General features: G+C 70.2%; 19 protein-coding genes. 3 read left to right on the top strand and 16 right to left on the bottom strand.

Going from position 1 to position 19,894, the window contains the following annotated elements:
* Positions 1–63: 63 nt before the first annotated feature.
* From CDO81_RS25420 to CDO81_RS25405, 4 genes are all read right to left on the bottom strand, one after another.
* Positions 64–987 (bottom strand): tyrosine recombinase XerC, encoded by a 924-nt coding sequence (locus tag CDO81_RS25420; protein WP_088486064.1) that lies wholly within the window; start codon positions 985–987, stop codon positions 64–66.
* Complete coding sequence (locus CDO81_RS25415) at positions 984–1,700, bottom strand: DUF484 family protein (RefSeq protein WP_088486063.1); 717 nt, start codon at positions 1,698–1,700, stop codon at positions 984–986. The genes CDO81_RS25420 and CDO81_RS25415 overlap by 4 nt, the downstream gene beginning before the upstream one ends.
* The gene (gene dapF / locus CDO81_RS25410) at positions 1,697–2,536 is read right to left on the bottom strand and encodes a diaminopimelate epimerase (protein WP_088486062.1); all 840 of its coding nucleotides are present in this window, start codon (positions 2,534–2,536) and stop codon (positions 1,697–1,699) included. The genes CDO81_RS25415 and dapF overlap by 4 nt, the downstream gene beginning before the upstream one ends.
* A gap of 82 nt (positions 2,537–2,618) precedes the next feature.
* Complete coding sequence (locus CDO81_RS25405) at positions 2,619–3,494, bottom strand: lysophospholipid acyltransferase family protein (RefSeq protein WP_088486061.1); 876 nt, start codon at positions 3,492–3,494, stop codon at positions 2,619–2,621.
* Between the two features lie 130 nt (positions 3,495–3,624).
* On the opposite strand from CDO81_RS25405, the gene metK reads away from it, so the two are divergent.
* Both metK and CDO81_RS29200 read left to right on the top strand, forming a co-directional pair.
* Positions 3,625–4,806 (top strand): methionine adenosyltransferase, encoded by a 1,182-nt coding sequence (gene metK, locus CDO81_RS25400; RefSeq protein WP_088486060.1) that lies wholly within the window; start codon positions 3,625–3,627, stop codon positions 4,804–4,806.
* Positions 4,807–5,045: 239 nt separating this feature from the next.
* The gene (locus tag CDO81_RS29200; protein ID WP_088486059.1) at positions 5,046–6,587 is read left to right on the top strand and encodes a methyl-accepting chemotaxis protein; all 1,542 of its coding nucleotides are present in this window, start codon (positions 5,046–5,048) and stop codon (positions 6,585–6,587) included.
* Positions 6,588–6,592: 5 nt separating this feature from the next.
* Here the strand turns inward: CDO81_RS29200 and glcF are convergent, their stop codons facing one another.
* The 8 genes from glcF to CDO81_RS28275 all read right to left on the bottom strand — a co-directional run bounded on the left by glcF (position 6,593) and on the right by CDO81_RS28275 (position 14,236).
* Entirely contained in the window at positions 6,593–7,843 is a 1,251-nt protein-coding gene (glcF, locus tag CDO81_RS25390; RefSeq protein WP_088486058.1) for a glycolate oxidase subunit GlcF, read from the bottom strand.
* A 9-nt stretch (positions 7,844–7,852) separates the two neighbouring features.
* A complete protein-coding gene (locus CDO81_RS25385; RefSeq protein ID WP_088486057.1) occupies positions 7,853–8,515 on the bottom strand; it encodes a class I SAM-dependent methyltransferase in 663 nt (220 codons plus the stop codon).
* A complete protein-coding gene (gene glcE, locus CDO81_RS25380; protein WP_277596158.1) occupies positions 8,502–9,593 on the bottom strand; it encodes a glycolate oxidase subunit GlcE in 1,092 nt (363 codons plus the stop codon). Before glcE ends, CDO81_RS25385 begins: the two co-directional genes overlap by 14 nt.
* Positions 9,590–11,095, bottom strand: coding sequence for an FAD-linked oxidase C-terminal domain-containing protein (locus CDO81_RS25375; protein WP_088486056.1), 1,506 nt, complete (start codon positions 11,093–11,095; stop codon positions 9,590–9,592). Before CDO81_RS25375 ends, glcE begins: the two co-directional genes overlap by 4 nt.
* 90 nt (positions 11,096–11,185) lie before the next feature.
* Complete coding sequence (locus tag CDO81_RS25370) at positions 11,186–12,031, bottom strand: substrate-binding periplasmic protein (protein ID WP_088486055.1); 846 nt, start codon at positions 12,029–12,031, stop codon at positions 11,186–11,188.
* A gap of 28 nt (positions 12,032–12,059) precedes the next feature.
* Positions 12,060–12,824, bottom strand: coding sequence for a PhaM family polyhydroxyalkanoate granule multifunctional regulatory protein (locus CDO81_RS25365; protein ID WP_088486054.1), 765 nt, complete (start codon positions 12,822–12,824; stop codon positions 12,060–12,062).
* Between the two features lie 42 nt (positions 12,825–12,866).
* Positions 12,867–13,793: a TraB/GumN family protein gene (locus tag CDO81_RS25360; protein WP_088486053.1), complete on the bottom strand. Its 927-nt coding sequence runs from the start codon at positions 13,791–13,793 to the stop codon at positions 12,867–12,869.
* Entirely contained in the window at positions 13,790–14,236 is a 447-nt protein-coding gene (locus CDO81_RS28275; RefSeq protein ID WP_158218428.1) for a retropepsin-like aspartic protease family protein, read from the bottom strand. The genes CDO81_RS25360 and CDO81_RS28275 overlap by 4 nt, the downstream gene beginning before the upstream one ends.
* Before the next feature lie 210 nt (positions 14,237–14,446).
* Between CDO81_RS28275 and CDO81_RS28270 the strand changes: the two genes are divergently transcribed.
* On the top strand, positions 14,447–15,271 hold the full coding sequence (locus tag CDO81_RS28270; RefSeq protein ID WP_158218427.1) for a DUF6279 family lipoprotein: 825 nt from the start codon (positions 14,447–14,449) through the stop codon (positions 15,269–15,271).
* Here CDO81_RS28270 and CDO81_RS25345 read toward each other — a convergent pair.
* From CDO81_RS25345 to CDO81_RS25330, 4 genes are read right to left on the bottom strand one after another with little or no spacing between them, the layout of a single operon-like run.
* The gene (locus CDO81_RS25345; RefSeq protein WP_206602177.1) at positions 15,261–16,484 is read right to left on the bottom strand and encodes an ABC transporter permease; all 1,224 of its coding nucleotides are present in this window, start codon (positions 16,482–16,484) and stop codon (positions 15,261–15,263) included. The two genes, CDO81_RS28270 and CDO81_RS25345, sit on opposite strands and share 11 nt — an antisense overlap.
* Complete coding sequence (locus CDO81_RS25340; protein WP_088486050.1) at positions 16,484–17,791, bottom strand: ABC transporter permease; 1,308 nt, start codon at positions 17,789–17,791, stop codon at positions 16,484–16,486. The genes CDO81_RS25345 and CDO81_RS25340 overlap by 1 nt, the downstream gene beginning before the upstream one ends.
* Positions 17,791–19,080, bottom strand: coding sequence for a TolC family outer membrane protein (locus tag CDO81_RS25335; protein WP_158218426.1), 1,290 nt, complete (start codon positions 19,078–19,080; stop codon positions 17,791–17,793). Before CDO81_RS25335 ends, CDO81_RS25340 begins: the two co-directional genes overlap by 1 nt.
* Positions 19,077–19,760 carry an ABC transporter ATP-binding protein gene (locus tag CDO81_RS25330; RefSeq protein WP_088486048.1) on the bottom strand — a complete coding sequence of 228 codons (684 nt, stop codon included), beginning with the start codon at positions 19,758–19,760 and terminating at the stop codon, positions 19,077–19,079. The genes CDO81_RS25335 and CDO81_RS25330 overlap by 4 nt, the downstream gene beginning before the upstream one ends.
* Positions 19,761–19,894 lie beyond the last annotated feature (134 nt).

Below are 19,894 nucleotides of genomic sequence, written 5' to 3'. Positions count from 1 at the left end.
CGGCTTTGCCGGGCTGACGGTGTCGCCCCTTTGAGGGGGCCGGCGAAGCCGGTACGGGGTGGGTCATTTTTTTGCGCGCGGATGAGCCGCGTCGTAGATGCGGGCGAGGTGCTGGTGGTCCAGCTGGGTATAGACCTGGGTCGTCGTGATGTGGGCGTGGCCGAGCAGTTCCTGCACGGCGCGCAGGTCGCCGCTGGACTGCAGCAAGTGCGAGGCGAAACTGTGGCGCAGCATGTGAGGGTGCACATGGGCCGGGCTCCCGGCCGCCACCGCACGGGCGCCCAGCATCGCGCGCAGCGTGGAGCCTGCGATGCGGTGCCCGCGCGCGCCCACGAAGAGCGCCGGCTCGCCCGCCGCCGCCAGCTGCGGGCGCACGGTCAACCAGTCGCGCAGCGCGTCGGCCGCCGCACGACCCAGCGGCGTGCTGCGGCGCTTGCCGCCCTTGCCCAGCACATGCACCTCGCCGGCCTGCAGGTCGACCCAGCCGGCCGCCTGGGCACTGGCCTGAGCGTCCAGGCTTGTCAGCTCAGCCGCGCGCAGGCCGCAGCCATAAAGCAGCTCCACCAGCGCACGGTCACGGGCTTCGAGTCGCGAGTCGGGCACGTCATCCGGCGTGAAGGCGGCCAGTTGCACGGCGTCGTCCACACCCAAGGCCTTGGGCAGAGGCTTGGGCGCCTTGGGGGCGCGCAGGCCATCGAAGGGGTTCAGCGCCACGCGACCCTGCAGGCCCAGCCAGCGGTACGCACTGCGCCAGACCGACAGCAACAGCGCGATGGACTTGGGCGCCAGGCCCTCGCGGTGCAGCAGCGCCGCCAGCCGCCGGGCCTGGGCCAGCGTGAGACTGCGCGCCGGCAGGGCCGCCTCGGCCAACATGGCCTGCAGGCGCAGCAGGCCGTCGGTGTAGAGACGCAGCGTGCGCGGACTCAGGCGTTGCTGCACGCGGGCGTGCTGCAGGTAATCCTGGAAGTCCGGCGCCAGCTCGGTCATGCCGTGGCCAGCAGGCCAGCGAGGCCCGCGCTGGCGATCTCGCCGACGCGGGTGAGGAAGTCGGTGCCCATTTCGGCCGTGTAGCGGGTGGGGTCGGGCGAGCCGAGCACCAGCAGACCAAAGGGCTTGTCGTCCAGCACGCCGGGCTGGTGCAGCGGGATGAGGGCCAGCGACGTGGCCGTGCCACCGCTTTCGCTCAAGCCCAGCCAGCGTGCCGCCTCGAAGCCCGAATTGACGCCGCAGTACGGCTGGCTGAGGCTGGAGGCGAAGCTCTTCACATCCGCACTCACGGCGGCGGCGTATTCGGCCTTTTCGAAAGCCGCCGCCACGCCCCACAGCCGCAGGCTGGCCTGCGGGATCATGAATTGATGGCGCAACTCGCGCAGCAGCACCTCCGGCAGTTCAGCCGGCGCGCCCGCAGCGCGCATGACGGCCAGGGTCCAGCGGTGCAGGCGGTCGGCGATGGCGACGTTGTCCTGGCCGTTGCGGATCATGTCGATGATGCGCAGCTCCAGGCCCTTGATCTTGTCGCGCAACATTTCCGCCTGGCGCTCCTGCAGCGACACGGCGCGGGCGCCATGCGGATGCTGCAATTGCACGGTCGCCAGCAGCGCGGCGTGGCGCTCGAAGAAACCGGGCGTGGCCGCCAGGTAGTTGGCGATGTCGGTTTCGGTGATGCCTTGCACCGCATCCGCGGCCGGGTTGGAACTCACAGCTCGATCTCTCCGTCAAAAACTTTCACTGCGGGGCCGGTCATCAGCACCGGGTTCTCGCCACCCGCCCATTCGATGCGCAACAGGCCGCCACGGGTCTGCACCTCCACGGCCGCATCCAGCCAGCCGAGGCGGATGCCTGCCACCACGGCCGCACAGGCACCGGTGCCGCAGGCCAGCGTCTCGCCGGCATCACGCTCGTACACGCGCAAGGCGATACGGTCGCGCGCCAGGATCTGCATGAAGCCGGCATTGACCCGCCGCGGGAAGCGCGCGTGCTGCTCAATGCGCGGGCCGAGCGTGAGCACCGGTGCAGTCTCGACATCGTCCACGCGCTGCACCGCATGCGGGTTGCCCATCGACAGCACGGCCAGCTCCACGCCTTCCACCGGCCACAGCTCGAAGCCGTTCAGGTGTCGCGGCTGCAGTTGGCCGGCATCAAAGGGCAAGGCGGCGTGGTCAAACACCGGGGCGCCCATGTTGACCGTCACTCGCCCGTCGTCCTGCAGCTTCAGCAGCAGGCGGCGGTTCATGGTGTCGACCTGGATCTCGCGCTTGTCGGACAGGCCGGCGTCGGCCACGTAGCGCACGAAGCAGCGCGCGCCATTGCCGCAGTGCTCCACCTCGTCGCCCGTGTTGTTGAAGATCCGGTAGCGGAAGTCGGCGCCGGCATCGGTGCCGGGCTCGATCACCAGGATCTGGTCGCAGCCCACGCCGAAGCGGCGGTCACCCAGCAGGCGCATCTGGGCTGGCGTCAGCGCAAACGGCTCGCGCGTGGCGTCGATGACAACGAAATCGTTGCCGGCGCCGTGCATCTTGGTGAAGCGCAGTTTCATCGTCAGTCTTGCCCGGCTGTCCGAACGAACTGACGCGCGCTCTCGGGGGGCATCGAGCGCATGGAGCGTGGGGGCATGTTCATCATGCGGGATTATCGGGCGCCGCACCGATGTCGAGCCCGCGCGGTTGCTTGTAGCGGTGATAACCCCAGAGATATTGCCCGGGTGCGCGGCGAATCAGGCTTTCCATGGCGGCATTGACCGCGGTGGCGGCCGCCTCGGCGGGCGCATCGGCCGGGATATCCGGCGCTGGCAGCACATGCACGATGAAACCCTCGCCACCGGGCCGGCGCTCACCCCAGATCAGCAGCAGCGCCGCGCCCGTCTGCTGCACCAGGCGCGCCGCCAGGGTCATGGTGTAGGCCGGTCGACCGAAGAACGGGGCCCACACGCCCAGGCCGTCAGGCGGGACCTGATCCGGCAGCAGGCCGATCACCTCGCCGCGGCGCAGGGCGCGGATCATCTGCCGCACGCCAGCCAGCGAGGCGGGCGCCGTGGCCAGGCCGGGGCGCTCGCGCGAGCCGGCCATCACCTCCCGCAGCGCGGCCTGGCGCGCGGGCCGGTAGAGCACCGTGATGGGCGCTTCAGGCGTGGTGAATCGCTCGGCGATGGCCTGGGCACAGATTTCGAAGCAACCCAGATGCGGCGTGAGCAGCACCAGCCCGCGCTTGTGGGCCAGGGCCTGCTCGATGAGCTCGCCGCCATCCCACTGCAAGGCCGGGCCCAGCGGCTTGCCGCGCTGCCCGACCCACAGCCACGGCAGCTCCGCCGTCATGCGACCCGCCGCGGCGATCGCGGGCCGGGCCTCGTGCCAGGGAATGCTGGCCTGCGCCACGTTGGCCTGAAAGCGCCGTCGGTAGGTTGGCGAGGCCGCATACACCACCCAGCCCAGAACGGCGCCCAATGCGTGCAAAAGCGCCAGCGGCAGCCGTGAAAACAAGCGAAAGAGCTGGGTCATGTTTCTTATACTGCGCGAATCGCCGAGTTACTGAACTACTTGCGGGGCGATTCACAAATCCCGCTAAAGCGTTCGCCGCACCTCCTGGAGCCACGGCGACGCCGTCCAACACATCAACCGGAGTTTAAAAGTGGCGAACGATTTCCTCTTCACGTCTGAATCCGTCTCGGAAGGACACCCCGACAAGGTGGCCGACCAGATTTCCGACGCCATCCTGGACGCGATCTTCGAGCAGGACCCGCGCTCCCGCGTGGCCGCCGAGACCCTGTGCAACACGGGCCTCGTGGTGCTGGCCGGCGAGATCACCACCAACGCCCACGTCGACTACATCCAGGTCGCGCGCGACACCATCAAGCGCATCGGCTACGACAACACCGAGTACGGCATCGACTACAAGGGCTGCGCGGTGCTGGTGGCCTACGACAAGCAGAGCAACGACATCGCCCAGGGCGTCGACCACGCCTCCGACGACCACCTCAACACCGGTGCCGGCGACCAGGGCCTGATGTTCGGCTACGCCTGCGACGAGACGCCCGAGCTGATGCCCGCGCCCATCTACTACGCGCACCGGCTGGTCGAGCGCCAGGCCCAGCTGCGCAAGGATGGCCGCCTGCCCTTCCTGCGCCCCGACGCCAAGAGCCAGGTCACGATGCGCTACGTGGATGGCAAGCCGCACAGCATCGACACCATCGTGCTCTCCACCCAGCACGCGCCGGAGTATTCGCTCGGCAACCGCATGACCGATGCCTTCTACGAGGCGGTGCGCGAGGAAATCATCAAGCCGGTGCTGCCCAAGGAATGGCTGACGGCCGACACCAAGTACCTGATCAACCCGACCGGCCGCTTCGTCATCGGCGGCCCGCAGGGTGACTGCGGCCTGACCGGCCGCAAGATCATCGTCGACACCTACGGCGGCGCCTGCCCGCACGGCGGTGGCGCCTTCAGCGGCAAGGACCCGTCCAAGGTCGACCGCAGCGCCGCCTACGCGGCCCGTTATGTGGCCAAGAACGTGGTGGCTGCAGGCCTGGCGCGCCAGTGCCAGGTGCAGGTGGCCTACGCCATCGGCGTGGCCAAGCCGATGAACGTGACCGTCTACACCGAAGGCACCGGCGTCATCCCCGACGATCAGATCGCCAAGCTGGTGAACGAGCACTTCGACCTGCGCCCCAAGGGCATCATCCAGATGCTCGACCTGCTGCGCCCGATCTACTCCAAGACCGCCGCCTACGGCCACTTCGGCCGCGAAGAGCCCGAGTTCACGTGGGAGCGCACCGACAAGGCGGCAGCCCTGCGCAAGGCACCCGGCCTGTAACGCAGCCCCGGCCCCACGCCCAGCCCCCGACGCCTCGCGGCCCTCGGGGGCTTTTTCATGGCCATGCCGAAGCCAGGACTCAGCGTCACCACTCGGCTGCCAAGTTGTTCTCAATTATCGTTTTTATCATTTATGCATGATTGCATCGTTTAGCAAGCCTCGCTAGAGTCAGTCACCGAGAACACCAGCCGGGTCTTCATGGAAGCACGCGGCGTTGGCATTCGATTAGGAGACACGCGATGAAGATGCAATCACTCAGGATCGGCACCCGGCTGGGCCTCGGCTTCGGGCTGGTGCTGCTGCTGCTGGCCCTGGCGCTGGGGCTGAGCTACCGCCAGATCGGCACGGTCGGCCCGCGCATCGACACCCTGGTGGAACTCCAACGCCGCCAGGACCTTGCCCAGGACTGGCGCACCCAGACCCAGCTGAACGTCACACGGACGGACGCCGTGGCGCGCGCGGGCGGGTCCGGCCCGGTGGCCGAGTTCTTCTCGCCACTCATCAAGGCCACCAGCGCCAAGATCAACGAGTTGCAGGAAAGCCTGACGAAGTCCGTCGACAGCGACAAGGGCAAGGCCCTGCTCGACGACATTGCCGCCTCCCGCAAGGCCTACATCGACATCCGCAACCAGGTGTTCGCGCAGCTCAAGGCGGGCGAGGCCGAGGCCGCACTGCAGACGCTGGAAGGCAAGATGCGGCCGGCCTCCGAAACCTATGTCGCCGCCATCAGCCGCATGGCCGATTTCCAGGGCGAGCGCGTGCGCAACGAGACCCAGCAGTTCATGGACGAGGCGCGTCGCACGCAGATGCAGATGCTGGTCATCGCCATCGCCTGCCTCAGCCTCGGCGTGGCCGCAGCCTGGCTGATCACGCGTTCGGTCGTGGCGCCGCTGCGCGAGGCCATCCATGCCGCTGAGGAAGTCGGCCAGGGTGACCTGTCGCGCGAGATCCGCTCCTCCGGCCAAGACGAAACGGCCCAACTGACCCACGCGCTGTCGCAGATGCAGCACTCGCTGCGCCACCTGGTGGGCTCGGTGCGCGACAACGCCAATGGCGTGGCCACCGCCAGTTCCGAGATCTCGATGGGCAGCAACGACCTGTCCTCACGCACCGAGCAGCAAGCCAGCGCCATCCAACAGACGGCGGCGTCGATGGAGGAGCTGTCTGCGACCGTCAAGCTCAATGCCGACAACGCCGGTGAAGCCGACCAGCTCGCCCACACCGCCAGCGAAGTCGCCCGACAGGGCGGCGCGGTGGTCAGCGAGGCGGTGCAGCGCATGAAGGGCATCGAGGAGAGCTCGCGCAAGATCGCCGACATCATCGGCACCATCGACGCCATCGCCTTCCAGACCAACATCCTGGCGCTGAATGCAGCCGTCGAGGCCGCCCGCGCTGGCGAGCAGGGCCGCGGCTTTGCCGTCGTGGCCAGCGAAGTGCGCATGCTCGCGCAGCGCAGCGCCGAAGCCGCCAAGGAGATCAAGGCCCTGATCGGCGACAGCGTCGAGCGGGTGGAGCAAGGCTCGGCCCTGGTCAACCAGGCCGGTCAGACCATGGACCAGGTGGTCGAGGCCATCGGCCGCGTGGCGCTGATCGTGCGCGAGATCAGCGCCGCGAGCCGCGAGCAGAGCACCGGCGTGAGCCAGGTCGGCCAGGCCATCACGCAGATGGACCAAGCCACCCAGCAGAACGCCGCCCTCGTCGAAGAAAGCGCCGCCGCCGCCGAGAGCCTGAAGAGCCAGGCCGAGGAACTGGTGCGGCTGGTGTCGGCGTTCAAGACCTGAGCGGCTCAGCCGCCGCTCACCCCACGCAAGGCGTCGTCCAGCACCTCCACCCAATGCCGCACCGGCTGCGCCGTGCCGCTTTGCAGGTGCTGGATGCAACCGATGTTGGCGGACACGATCTGCTCGGCCTGCAGTGGCGCCAGTGCCGCCAGCTTGCGGTCGCGCAATTGCTTGGACAGCTCGGGCTGCAGCACCGAGTAGGTGCCGGCCGAGCCGCAGCACAGGTGGCTGTCGTTCGGTGCGCAGCCGATGGTGAAGCCCAGCTCGCGCAACGACGCCTCCACGCCGCCGCGCAGCTGCTGGCCGTGCTGCAACGTGCACGGCGGGTGGTAGGCCAGGCTGCCGGGCTTGGCCTTCAGGCGTGACTTGAGTGCGGGGACAAGGCTGGGCAGCAGCTCGCTCAGGTCACGCGTGACCTCGCTGATGCGCGCGGCCTTGTCGGCATAGGCCGGGTCTGCGCTGAGCAGATGCGCATAGTCCTTGACGATGACGCCGCAGCCCGAGGCATTCATCACCAGCGCCTCGACACGCTCGCCGTGGCCCGACACCAGCGGCCACCAGGCGTCGATGTTGCGGCGCATGTCATTCAGTGCCGCCTCATGGTCACCCAGGTGCTCGCGGATGGCCCCACAGCAGCCGGCGCCATCGGCCACGACGGTCTGGATGCCGGCGGCGTCCAGCACGCGGGCCGTCGCGCTGTTGATGTTGGGCGCCATGGCCGGCTGCACGCAGCCGAGCAGCAGGGCCACCTTGCGGTTGAGCTGCCGGGTGGGCCAGTCGTGGGCGGTGGGTGGCGCCTTGGCGGGTACCTTGTCCTTGAGCGACGCGGGCACCAACGGGCGCAGCGCCTGGCCCAGCTTCATCGCGGGCTTGAAGAGCGGCGAGGTCAGGCCCTCCTTCAGCAGCCACCGCACGCGCCGCTCGCCTGACGGGCGCTCGACCTTGGCGTCCACCACACGGCGGCCGATGTCCACGAGCCGGCCGTACTCGACGCCTGACGGGCAGGTGGTCTCGCAATTGCGGCAGGTCAGGCAGCGGTCCAGGTGGACTTGCGTCTCGCGAGTGGGTGTGGCGCCTTCGAGCACCTGCTTGATGAGGTAGATGCGGCCACGCGGGCCGTCGAGTTCATCGCCCAGCAGCTGGTAAGTCGGGCAGGTGGCAGTGCAGAAGCCGCAGTGCACGCAGCGGCGCAGGATGGCCTCGGCCTCGGTGCCATCGCGGGTGCCGGTGAATTCAGGAGCGAGGGTCGTTTGCATGCGCAGGCGTCAGGCCTCGAAGACCAGGGTCCAGAAGTAGTCGAGTTCGCGGAACTCGAAGCGCCGCCCAGGCAGCAGGGCCTCGAATTCGGCAGCGGTCGGGAAGTTCTTCAGCACCTCGTGCGTGCTGCCGTCGGACAACTGCCGCTGCTGGAAGCCGTTGCCTTCGTCATCAACACGCACGATGGGCGTGCTGTCACCGGCGACATAGCGGTTGTCGATCAGCACGACGCGCGCGCCCGGCGCGAGGCAGGCCTGCAGCTGGGCCAGCCAGGCCGCACGGCGCGACACGGGCACATGCGAGAACCACAGCCCCGCAAACGCGGCATCGAAGCGGCATGCGGCGAGGCTGGCGGGCAAGGCATAGGCATCCGCGATCTGGAAGCTGACGCGGTCGAAGTCCAGCGCCTTCTCACGCGCGAGGGCAAGCACCTCGGGGTTGATGTCCGTGCCCAGCCAGGCCGTGGCCTCAGCCGTGGCCTCGGGCAGCCAGAAGCCCGTGCCCGTGGCCACTTCCAGCACGCGGCGGCCGGCGAACTGCGCTCGCAGCCAGGCCTTGAGGGCGGCGATGTCGGGCTGGCGGTGAGGCTTGTCGAACACGCGCTCGTACTCTGCGGCCCGCTGGGCGTAGTAGCGGGGCATGACGCGGGCGACGTTGTCAGAGGTCTGCATACAGGCGCCCCGGGTTGAAGACGCCGTGCGGGTCGAAGCTGGCCTTGAGCCGGCGATGAATGGCCGCCAGCGGAGCGGACAGCGGTGCAAAGGCGCCCGCGGACTTGTCCAGCGCGCGGAAGAGCGTGGCGTGGCCGCCCACGCTGGCCGCGGCCTCGCGCACGGCAAGCGGCTCCATGGGCGTGACCACCCAGCGCTGCGCGCCGCCCCATTCGATGAGCTGCTCGCCGTGCAGCTTGAGCTCAGGCGCCGTGCTGGGCAGCGACAGCCGCCACAGACGCGCGCCGCCGGCCACCGCGCGCTCGGCGCCGACGAAGAACTCGTCGGTCTGGTCGCGCAGGCCGGTCCAGAAGGGCTCGGCGAGCTCGGCCGGAATCACGTCGCCCCCGAGCTTGCGGCAGGCCGCGCCCACCGCCGCGTCGGCACCGGCCAGGCGCAGCAGCAGGGCGCCGTCCCACCAGGCGCTGGCTTCGATGGGCAGGGGCTGGCCGCCCCAGGTGTTGATGGCCTTGAGGGCCGCGGGCTGGTCGAACTCGAAGCGCAGCGTGGCCGATGCGGCCGGCCACGGCAACACCTTCAGCGTCACCTCGGTGATCAGGCCCAGCTGCCCCATCGAGCCGGCCAGCACACGGCTGACGTCAAAGCCCGCGACGTTCTTCATCACGGTGCCGCCGAAGCTCAGCAGCTCGCCCTGGCCATTGATCAGCACGGCGCCCAGCACATGGTCGCGCACCGAGCCCAGCGCCGCGCGCGTCGGGCCCGACAGCCCTGCGGCCACCATGCCGCCCACCGTGCCCCGGCCGTCGCCCGCGCCCACGAAACGGGGCGGCTGGAAGGCCAGGCGCTGGCGCTGCTGGGCCAGCAGGTTCTCCACCTGCATCAGCGGCGTGCCGGCCAGGACGCTGATGTAGAGCTCCGACGGTTCGTAGGCCGTCACGCCAGCGAGCGCCAGCGTGGACAGCGTCTCGCCCTGCAGCGGGCCACCGTAGAAGTCCTTGCTGCCGTGGCCGGTGATGCGCAGCGGCATGCCGGCACGACCGGCGTCCTGGATGCGGGATTGCAGGTCGGCCAGGTTCAAAACCGCTCCAGCTCGGGAAAGGCCAGCAGGCCGCGCTTCACATGCATGCGGCCGTACTCGGCACAGCGGTTGAGCGTCGGGATCTGCTTGCCGGGGTTGAGGGTGCCGGCGGGGTCGAAGGCGGCCTTCAGGGCGAGCATCTGCTCGCGCTCTGCCGGGCTGAACTGCACGCACATGGAGTTGAGCTTTTCAACGCCCACGCCATGCTCGCCCGTCACGGTACCGCCCAGGGCCACGCTGCGCTCCAGGATCTCGGCCCCGAACAGCTCGCAGCGGTGCAGCTCGTCGGGGTCATTGGCATCGAACAGGATCAGCGGATGCAGGTTGCCGTCGCCGGCATGGAACACGTTGGCGCAGCGCAGGCCGTACTTCTTTTCCATCTGCTGGATGTCGAGCAGGATGGTGGCGAGGTGCTTGCGCGGGATGGTGGAGTCCATGCACATGTAGTCGGGGCTGATGCGACCGCTCGCCGGGAACGCGTTCTTGCGGCCGCTCCAGAACTTCAGGCGCTGGGCTTCGTCGACGCTGACCTGGCAGCGGGTCGCGCCGCTGGCCTGCAGCACCGCCTCCATGCGGGCGATCTCCTCGGCGACCTCTTCCGGCGTGCCGTCGCTCTCGCACAGCAGGATGGCTTCGGCGTCGAGGTCGTAGCCGGCGTGCACGAAGTCCTCCACCGCGGCGGTCATCGGCTTGTCCATCATCTCCAGGCCCGCCGGGATGATGCCGGCCGCGATGATGGCTGCGACCGCGTCGCCGGCCTTGCGCACGTCGTCGAAGCTGGCCATCACGCAGCGCGCCAGCTGCGGCTTGGGCACGAGCTTGACGGTGACCTCGGTGACCACCGCCAGCATGCCCTCGCTGCCCACCACCAGGGCCAGCAGGTCCAGGCCCGCGGCATCCAGCGCCTCGCTGCCGAACTCCACCGGCTCGCCCTCGACCGTGTAGCCGCGCACCCGCAGCACGTTGTGCAGCGTGAGGCCGTACTTCAGGCAGTGCACGCCGCCGGAGTTCTCGGCGATGTTGCCGCCGATGCTGCAGGCGATCTGGCTGCTGGGGTCGGGCGCGTAGTACAGGCCATGCGCCGCTGCCGCCTCGCTGATCGCCAGGTTGCGCACGCCGCACTGCACGCGAGCCGTGCGGGCCAGCGGGTCGATGGCCACGATCTGGTTGAAGCGGGCCAGCGCCAGCGTGAGCCCGGCCTCATGCGGCATCGCGCCGCCCGACAGCCCGGTGCCCGCGCCGCGCGCCACCACCGGCACGCCCAGGCGGTGGCAGGCCTTGAGCACGCCGGCCACCTGGGCCTCGGTCTCGGGCAGGGCCACGGCCAGGGGGCGCTGCCGGTAGGCCGTCAGGCCGTCGCATTCGTAGGGCGTCGTCTGCTCGGGTTGGTAGAGCAGCGCATGGGCGGGCAGCACCGGCGCCAGCGCGGCCACCAGCTGCTGCAGTCGCGCCGCACGGTCGACGGCAGTCTCGATGGCGGGATCTCGGTGAGGGGTGTTCATCGCGGCCGGTTCAGGTCAGGGACACCACACCGGGCCCCGATGGCCGGCGACTTTAGCCCGGCCAGCCCACGCGCCGCTGACACGGGGGGATCAGAACACCAGCCAGTACGCCGGGCGCTGCAGCGGCGTGGCCGGCGGCAGCAGCGGGTTGCGCAAAGGGATCGTGGCCCGCTGGCTGAGGCGGTGCCGGGTGATCAGGTCGCCGAAGTAGCGCTGGAACAGGCGCTGCAGGCTGCCATCAGCCACGGCGGCCTCCATGCCGCGTTCGAGGTCCGCCGCGAGCTGCGGCCGGTCGGGGCGCACGAACAGGTAGGACGCTGCCGGGTAGCGGATCAACACATGGGGTTCAATGATCAAGTCCTGCGCCAGCCCGCCAGCGGCTTCGTCGTCGATCTCGAACACCGCGCGCGGGAAGTAGTCGACCCGGCCGCGGCGCAGCATGTCGAACAGCACCTCGTAGCGGCTGGCCGTCTGCACCGGCAACCCGTTGTCGCGCAGGATGTCGGTGTCGGGCCAGTCCGCGCCCTGCCCTGCGGTGAAGCGCTTGAGCTGCTCCGGCGTGCGCAGCTCGGCCCAGCGGCCCACATGCTCCCGGCGCACGAGCGCGATGCGGCAGCCGATCAGGCCGCGGTCCACCGGCACGCGAATGGGGATCATCTGCTGCTCGCGTTCGATGCTGGTCATGGTCCAGGCCAGGTCGAGCCGCCCGGTCCGCCCCGACAGCTCGCGGATCACCCGCGCCTGCGTCATCGGCTCCTGCGACTCCAGGAACTCGTGATCGGTGTCTGCCCGTTCGGCGGCGAGCTTCAGCACCGCCAGCAGGTAACGCCAATGCGACTCGCGTCCCGGCTCGTGCATCGGGAACACCAGCGGCGCGCCGGCCCGCGCCCACATGGGCGCGCTGACCAGCATCAGCATCAGGGGGCGGCGCTTCATCACGCCTGTCCAGTGCGGGTGGACGCTTTCAGGCCTTGCGGCGGGTTGTCGTGCTGCGCTTGGCGGCGGGCCGCGCAGCGGCTTTGGCTGCGGGCTTGGCCGGGGCCTTGGGCGCGCCGGCGGCCAGGCCCTTGGCCACGCTGCCCACCACGGCGCCCGGCACGGTGGCCGCCTTGCGCAGGGTGTCGCTGGCGGCATCGAAGGACTGCTTGACCAGATTGCCCGCCAGGTTGCGCGCGGCATCGGTGGCGCTGTCTTTCATGGCCGTGGTGGCCAGCTGGGTGAACTGCTGGGTCAGCGCAGTCCACCATTGCGTGGGGTCGACCGCGCCCATCGGCAGGCCCGCGGCCTTGGCGGCATCACCGGCCGTCTTGCCTGCCGCGCGGGCGGTCTTGGCGGCCGTCTTCACCGCGGTCTTGGCGGCGGCCTGGGCGGCAGGCGCAGCGGCGGCCACGATCTCCGGCGGGATGCTCGGCCAGGCGGGCGCGTCCATGCCGGTGGGCAGCTTCAGGCTGTCGCGCAGGTCGGTCAGCGGCACATTCATGGACTTGAGGGTCGACAGCGTCATGCGCTGCACCTCCAGCGCCTGGATGGTGGCGCCGAGCATGCGGGCGTTCTGCTCCAGCCAGAACTGCACCGTGCGCAGCTCCTCGATGCGTTTGGCCAGCTCCTCGGGGTTGAGCGTGGGGGCGACCCACTGGCCGATGCCCGGCAGCGCCGAGCCCGCGTTCTTGACGAGGCCCTGCAGGAACTCGAAGCCGGGCACGAACTTGGTGAAGCTGTTGTCGCTCATGGTCTCCCCTTCATGGTCAGGGCTTGCCCCGACCCCCGCATCCTACTGGCTGGGCAGCAGGGCTTCGACGGTAAAACCCTCGGCCGCCAGCAGGCGCGGCAAGGCCTGCGGGCCCGTCATGTGCAGGGCGCCCACCGCCACCAGCAGGCGTTGCCCCGCGCCGTGCAGCGCGCTGATGCGGGCGGCCAGCGGCCCGTTGCGGCCATCGTTGACCCGCGTCATCCAGGCCCGCTCGGCCGGCGTGTCGGCACAGCCGCACCAGCGCGGGTAATCGGCCAGCGTCTTCAGGTCGCCACGCGACCACACCTCGGCCAGCTTGCGCATCGGCGCCCGGACCTGCCCGCGGCGCAGCTGCTGCAGGCCGCTGGCCACCACGGTGGCCAACTCGCCAGGCGGCGGCGAGAGCGCGTCCAGCTGCTCCTGCACGGTCTCCAGCGACTGCACCGGCCGGCCCTCGGCGCGCGCCCAGGCCATCAGCATCAGGTCCTGGCCGAACGCGGCATCGAAGCCGTCGCGCCGGGCTTCGGTCAGCGAGAGCGTGCTCAGCTGCAGCACGGCCGGCAGCGACTGCAAGGCCGCCGCCGGCAGACAGGCTGCCGCCCACTGCGCCTGCAGTTGCCGGGCCAGCGGCGCCGGCAGCGGAGCCTCCTGAGGCAGGGCGGCCAACGCGGGGCCGACGTCGGCCGGGTCCAGCTCCACGGCCAGCACTTCGGTCGCGGCCCAGGCCGCCCGCAAGGCCGGGCCCGGGTAGGCCCAGTCGGCCCGGCCCATGTGCAGGCTGCCGAACAGGTAGCTGCTGTGACCACCCTTGCTGATGCGCCACAGCAGGCCGCGGTCCGGCGCCCGCGCCGTCCAGGTCGCCACCTGCTCGGGGCTGGGCTGGGCCACGGGCGGCGGGCAGGCGGCGTGGGCGCTGCCGAGGCAGGCGGCCCAGAGCAGCAGGCATCGGGTGAGGGGGCGCAGGTTCATGACGGGTCGATACGCAGCTCGCCGGGCTTCTGCGAGAAGTGCAGCCGGCCCAGCACGTCCATGCCCAGCAGCGGCGCGGCCAGGTCCGGCAGCACCGTGACGGCCAGCCGGTCGGCCCGCACGCCGCCGTCGAGCGCGATGTCGGCCCGCGCCACGAAGCCACGGGTGGCACCGGCGGCCGTCTGCGTGCTGACCGCGGCCAGCGGCGTGAGCCCGGCACGCTCAGCCAGCGCCTGCGGCAGCGCGGTGACCGTGGCACCGGTATCCACGAGGAAGTCGACCTCGATGTTCCCGACCCGCCCCGGCCAGTGGAAATGCCCGTCCGGCGAGCGGGCCAGCACGATGGTCTGCCCGGCCAGCTGAAAGCGCGACGCTTCGCGGTGCCGCTCCCAGGCCTTGATGCCCAGAAAGATCACCACCGTCACGACGAGCCAGATCGTCACCAGCTTGAAGGTGTGGGGAAGCTCCTTCTGGGGCACGGCGGGCGCGGACGAAGTCCAGGGAGTGATGGAGGCTGCAACGATAACCGGCCCAGGCCGGCCCCGGGCCGCGGCGGGCCTTGGGCGGCATCCGCGGCCATGGCGCCCCGCCCTACAAGCGGATGGAATGCCCTCGCACATGACAAGGCCGTGCCATGCCGCCACCATCCCGCCATGCAGCTGTTCAAGCGCCTCGCCACCCTGCTCGCCCTGGCCTTGGCCCTGGGCCTGGCGGGCTGCTCCAGCCTGACGCTGGCCTACAACCAGTTGCCTTTCCTGGGCGGCTGGTGGATCGACAGCTACCTTGACCTCGACAGTGCCCAACAGGCGCGCATGAAGGAGCAGCTGCGCGCCTGGCAGGCCTGGCACCGGCGCGAGGAGTTGCCCCAGTGGGTGGCGCTGTTGCGCCAGGCCGGCGCCATGCTGGACCACGGCACGGTCACCGCCGAGGACCTGCTGGCCCTGGAACGCGCCGGCCGCGCCAGCCTGGAGCGTTGCCTGCAGCATGCCGCGCCGCTGGCCGCCCCCGTGCTGGCCGACCTGCGGCCCCAGCAATGGGCGCATTTGCAGAAGAAGATGGAAGAAAAGCACGCCGAATGGCGCGAGCGCAACACCGGCCGCGATGGCCAGGACGAGCGCGCCAAGCGCTATGTGACGACGCTCGAACGCTGGCTGGGCGACCTGGACCGCAGCACCCGCCGCCAGGCGCGCGCCGAGGCCGAAGGCTGGCACTTCGACGTGGCTTCGCTGTCGCAAGCACGGTCCACCCGCGAAGCCCGCACGCTGGAGGCGCTGCGTGCCTGGTCGCGCCAGGATTTCAGCAGCGGCACTGCCGAGCTGATGAAGCTCGCCCAGCCGCTGCCCGCCGAGCAGGCGCTGCGCGACGAAGGGATGGCGAGCGTGCTCAAGCTGCTCAACGGGCTGAGCCCTCAGCAGCGCGACAAGGTCAAGCGCCACTGGGCCGACTGGACCCAGCAGCTGCGCAGCCTCAGCTCCTGAGCGCTGCGACCGGCGAGAGCCGGGCGGCGCGTCGGGCCGGCACCCAGACCGCGACCTGGCCCAGCAGCCACAACGCCAGCGCGCCGGCGGGCAGATACACCCACGGCAGACGGGGCAACTCGTAGTGCTGCATCAGCAGCTGGCTCAGGCCCCAGGCGCCCACGAGGCCGATGAGCACGCCGGTACTCGTCAGCAGCAGATTCTCGAGCTGGAAGTAGCGCAGGATCTGCTGTTCGGTGGCGCCCAGCGCGCGGCGCGTGCCGATCATGCGGGTGCGCTGCTGAACCCAGAAGCTGGCCAGCCCGACGATGCCCATGGCCGTGACCAGCAGCAGGCACACGCAGACGCCGCCCATCAGCCAGGCCATGGCGCGGTCCTGGGCGTAGAAGTCGCTGCGCATCTCGGTCAGGCGCCGGCCCTGGGTGACCACCCGCGCCTCGTCACCCGACTCGAGCACGGCCGTGGCCGCCTTGATGACCGCATCCAGTTGCGCCGGATCAGCCCGGAGCACATAGGCCCCGGGTCCGTGCAGCGGCAGGATGATGGCCGCGCCGCTGCCGTCGCCGCCGCGGGCGCGCATCAGCTGGGTATGGGTGAGCGTCTCCACCACGCCGATGATGGTCGAGGGCGAGCGGCCGAAGATGTAGACCCGCTGCCCGAGCGCCGAACGGCCGGGGAAGAACTTGTCGGCCATCACCTTGTTGATGATGACCTGGCCGATGACGGGGTCCGGCACGCTGAAGGCCTTGAAGCCGTCCAGCACTTCGTCGGGCGTGAAGTTGCGGCCTTCGATGAGCTTCAGGCCAAAGGCCGGGATCATCTGCTCGTCGGCGGCGTACTGCGCCGCGGTGACCCGCGTGCCCTTGTAATCGGGCTCGAGCGACACGCCGCTGTTGTTGCTGTTGTTGCCGTAGACGATCTGGCTCGTCACGGTGGCGGCCTTCACGCCGGGCAGTGCGCGCAGCCGCTGGGCATCCTCGGCGGCGATGGCGGCATTGCGCTCGGGCGGCACCGGCTTGGCACCGCGCAGGTTGAGCACGGCGATCTCGGCCTCGGCCAGGCCGCTGTCGGTCTTCAGCGCGTCGACGCGCGTCTGGATCAGATGCAGCGCGTTGGTGACGATGGCGCAGGTCAGCGCCACCTCCAGCACGATGAGGCCGGCCGCGATGCGATGGCGCCGCAGCGTGGACAGGATGGGCATGAAGTCTTTCATCACTGCACCTTCAGTTGGACGGCCGGCGTGACCAGGGCCGCGCGCCAGGCCGGCAGCAGGCCGGCGATCAGGCTGGCCAGCAGGGCCAGGCCCAGGGTCAGGGCCAGCATGGAGGCATCCAGCTCGGCCAGCTTGGCGTAGTCGTTGGGGCTCTGGCGCACCAGCCACAGGCCGCCCTGGGCCAGCACCAGGCCGAGCAAAGCACCGGCCATGCCCAGCAACCCGGCCTCGACCAGGAACTGCCGGAAGATGTCGCCGCGCGTGGCCCCCAGCGCCCGGCGCACGCCGATCTCGCCACTGCGGCGCAGCGTCTTGGCCAGCAGCAGCCCGACCATGTTGACCACGCAGACCGCCAGGAAGCCGAAGGCCAGCCAGGTCTGCAGGCGCACATCGGCCGGCAGCACTTTCTGGGCGCCCAGCCAGTCCATCACAGGGCGCAGGCGCACATTGGTCGGCCGCTCGAACCGCCCCGCCTTGCGTTGGGCTTCGGAGTAGGCGACGAGATAGTCGCGGTAGGCCGCGGCGTCCTCGGGCTTGTCGAGCTCGACCCAGTACTGGATCCAGGAGCAACTCGCGTTCAGGTCCAGCGAGCTGCCCCCGTTGGCGCCCTTGCCCCAGCAGTCCATGTTGCCCCAGTGGCCCATCTTCAGAGCCATCGCGGTGGAGAACGGCAGGTAGAAGTCCTCCGTCTCGGTATAGCTGCCGAGGGTCAGATCCCAGAAATGCGGCTGCACCTTCCAGGGCTTGAGCACCCCGATGATGCGCAGCGGCTGGCCGCGCACGATGACCTCACGGCCCAGGCTGTTGGCACCGCCAAACAACTTCTCATTGAGCGCGGAGGAAATGACGGCCACGCGGGCTTCGGCCTCGTCATCCGCGGCGTTCCAGCCGCCGCCGAACTGCCAGGGCGCATCGAACATCGCAAAGAAGTCGGCCGAGGTCATGCGCACGCTGGAAAACACCGGCTTGGTGCTGGCCTCGGGCAGACCGACCGCGGTGTTGAAGCCGCTGGACATGACCTGGCGTGGCGCCTTGCGGTCGCGCAGCAGCGCGGTGGCGTCGAATCGCGTGAGGTCGAAGGTGGGCTCCTGGCCCGCCTGCCAGCCGACCATGTCGCCCGCGTCCAGCTGCACGTTGAACAGCCGCGCGCTCTTGTGCGGGATCGGGTCGCCCGACAGCACGTGATAGACGGTCAGGGTCGTCATGCAGGCACCGATGCCCAGGCCCAGGGCCAGCACCATCAAGGCCGACAGGCCCTTGGCGGCGCGTGTGTTGCGCCAGGCCAGTTCGAGGTAGTGAAGGAACATCAGCGGGTCTCCAGCAAGGCGTTGACCGCAGCCAGCTCCGCATCCCCAAGGGAGCCTGCGGCCTGGTGCAGGGCCAGCAAGGCCAGCACGTGGCGATGGCGGGCCTGGGTCTGGGCGTTCTGCGCGCTCGCCAGGGTCTGGATGGCGAGGAGCAGGTCGGTGGTACTGCGGGTGCCGAGGGTCAGGCCGGTGCGCGTGGCCTCCAGGGCTCGCTCGGCCGCCTGCACGGCCACCTGCGTGGCGCGCAACTGCGCCTGGCCCTGCCCGACGGCCAGGACTTGCGCGCGCACCTCGCGCAGCACTGCCCGGCGGCCCGCTTCGAGCTGCTCACGGGCGGCCTCGCGCTGGAAGCTGGCGCGGTCGGTGGCAGCGGCCACGGCGCCACCAGCGAACAGCGGCACCGTCAGGCGCAGGCCAATCAAGGTGGGCGTGCGGCCGGCGTCGATCGCCGAGACGCCATCCCCGCGCCGCTGCGTGGTGTCCACACCCATGCTGAGCGTCGGAAGGTGGCCCGCGCGCGCCGCGGAGATGCGCTGTTCGCTGGCCTCCACGTCCAGCGCCAGGCCGCGCAGCACCGGGTTGCCTTGCAGGGCGCGCTCGGCCCAGGCGTCGGCGCTGTCGGGCAGGGGCTGGGCTTGCAGGTCGCGACGCAGTGGCTGCAGCTGGATCGGCGCGGTGCCGGTCAGCTGGGCGAGCGCCTCGCGCGCATCGGCCACGGCCAGCTCGGCTGCCAGCGTGTTGCCGCGCGCCAGCTCGCGGTAGGCGCGCGACTGGTCAGCCTCGACCTGTGCCGACAGGCCGGCCTTGAAGCGCGTGTCGGCCTCGCTGACCTGGCGGGCAAACGCCTCTTCGTTGTCGCGTGCCGTGGCGAGCTGCGCCTGGGCAGACAAGAGCCCGAAATACGCTTCGGCCACGCGCGCCCGCGCCGCCTGCTCGGCCGCCGCCAGGCGGGCCGACTCCGCAGAGGCCTGCGCGCGGCTGGCGTCCCAGGTGCGCAGCGCGGCCAGGTCGAACAGCGGCTGGCTCAGGCTGCTGGTGACGCTGCGGGTGCGCCCGCCATCACCGTTCTCGCGCTGCTCGCTGGCCTGCACGCTCCACTGCGGCAGCAAGGCGGCACGCGCCTCGCGGGCGGCAGCCTCCTGTGCACCACTGAAGGCGGCCGCCTGGCGCAGCACCGGGTCCGCCGCCCGGGCCTGGGCCCAGACCTGCAGCAGGTCCTCGGCCCGCGTCGCGCCTGCGGCAAGGGCCAACGCCAGGGCCGCCAGGGGCAGATGAACGGGGATTCTCACGCCGCCAGCTCCGCGGTCAGGTCCACCACCTGGCCGTCGATGACATGCACATTGCGCTGCGCGCGGGCGGCCAATTGCGGGTCGTGCGTGACCATCACGATGGTGGCGCCGTCGCGGTGCAGCTCCTCCAGCAGCTCCATCACGCTGCGGGCCATGGCGCTGTCCAGATTGCCGGTGGGCTCGTCGGCCAGCAGCAGGCGCGGCTCCCCCGCCAACGCCCGCGCAATGGCCACGCGCTGCTGCTGGCCACCCGACAGCTCAGCCGGGTAGTGCTTGGCCCGCGCCGACAGCCCCACCCGCGCCAGCGCGTCGGCCGCCCGCCGCCGGCGCTCCACCGCCCCCATGCCGCGGTAGCGCAGCGGGACTTCGATGTTGTCGAGCACGTTCAGGTCCGGGATGAGGTTGAAGGCCTGGAAGATGAAGCCGATCTTCTGGTTGCGGATGCGCGAGCGCTCGCCGTCGCCCATGCGGCTGACGTCGATGCCATCGAGCTTGTAGGTGCCCGCACTGAAGGCCTCGAGCAGGCCGGCGATGGTCAGGAACGTCGTCTTGCCGGAACCCGACGGGCCGGTGACGGCGACGAACTCGCCTTCGTTGACGGTGAGGTTGAAGTCGCGCAGGGCGTAGGTCTCGACCATTTCAGTGCGGTAGACCTTCTGCAGTTTTTCCATGTGGAGCATGGGGTTCTCCTAGACGTTGGTGTGGGGGGCTTTTGCTTTGAGCCTTTGTGTTCGGTGCACCGTGCCGGGAGTTCGCCCCGGCGGGCGACCTACTTTTTGAGCGACCAAAAAGTAGGCAAAAAGTCGCCCCCCGA

It is taken from the genome of Roseateles puraquae, assembly GCF_002205845.1.
In the GTDB taxonomy this organism is placed as follows: domain Bacteria; phylum Pseudomonadota; class Gammaproteobacteria; order Burkholderiales; family Burkholderiaceae_C; genus Pelomonas; species Pelomonas puraquae.
Note: the sequence above shows the minus strand (reverse complement) of the source record. Positions and strands in the feature narration are given on the sequence as shown.

Bases quoted from the DNA above. Each gene is read 5' to 3' on its own strand.
- CDO81_RS29200 (WP_088486059.1), top strand. From the start codon at position 5,046: ATGAAGATGCAATCACTCAGGATCGGCACCCGGCTGGGCCTCGGCTTC.
- CDO81_RS25360 (WP_088486053.1), bottom strand. From the start codon at position 13,793: ATGAACCTGCGCCCCCTCACCCGATGCCTGCTGCTCTGGGCCGCCTGC.
- CDO81_RS25385 (WP_088486057.1), bottom strand. From the start codon at position 8,515: ATGCAGACCTCTGACAACGTCGCCCGCGTCATGCCCCGCTACTACGCC.
- CDO81_RS25375 (WP_088486056.1), bottom strand. From the start codon at position 11,095: ATGAACACCCCTCACCGAGATCCCGCCATCGAGACTGCCGTCGACCGT.
- glcF (WP_088486058.1), bottom strand. From the start codon at position 7,843: ATGCAAACGACCCTCGCTCCTGAATTCACCGGCACCCGCGATGGCACC.
- CDO81_RS25345 (WP_206602177.1), bottom strand. From the start codon at position 16,484: ATGAAAGACTTCATGCCCATCCTGTCCACGCTGCGGCGCCATCGCATC.
- CDO81_RS25340 (WP_088486050.1), bottom strand. From the start codon at position 17,791: ATGTTCCTTCACTACCTCGAACTGGCCTGGCGCAACACACGCGCCGCC.
- CDO81_RS25370 (WP_088486055.1), bottom strand. From the start codon at position 12,031: ATGAAGCGCCGCCCCCTGATGCTGATGCTGGTCAGCGCGCCCATGTGG.
- dapF (WP_088486062.1), bottom strand. From the start codon at position 2,536: ATGAAACTGCGCTTCACCAAGATGCACGGCGCCGGCAACGATTTCGTT.
- CDO81_RS28270 (WP_158218427.1), top strand. From the start codon at position 14,447: ATGCAGCTGTTCAAGCGCCTCGCCACCCTGCTCGCCCTGGCCTTGGCC.
- CDO81_RS25330 (WP_088486048.1), bottom strand. From the start codon at position 19,760: ATGCTCCACATGGAAAAACTGCAGAAGGTCTACCGCACTGAAATGGTC.
- CDO81_RS25405 (WP_088486061.1), bottom strand. From the start codon at position 3,494: ATGACCCAGCTCTTTCGCTTGTTTTCACGGCTGCCGCTGGCGCTTTTG.
- CDO81_RS25365 (WP_088486054.1), bottom strand. From the start codon at position 12,824: ATGAGCGACAACAGCTTCACCAAGTTCGTGCCCGGCTTCGAGTTCCTG.
- CDO81_RS25420 (WP_088486064.1), bottom strand. From the start codon at position 987: ATGACCGAGCTGGCGCCGGACTTCCAGGATTACCTGCAGCACGCCCGC.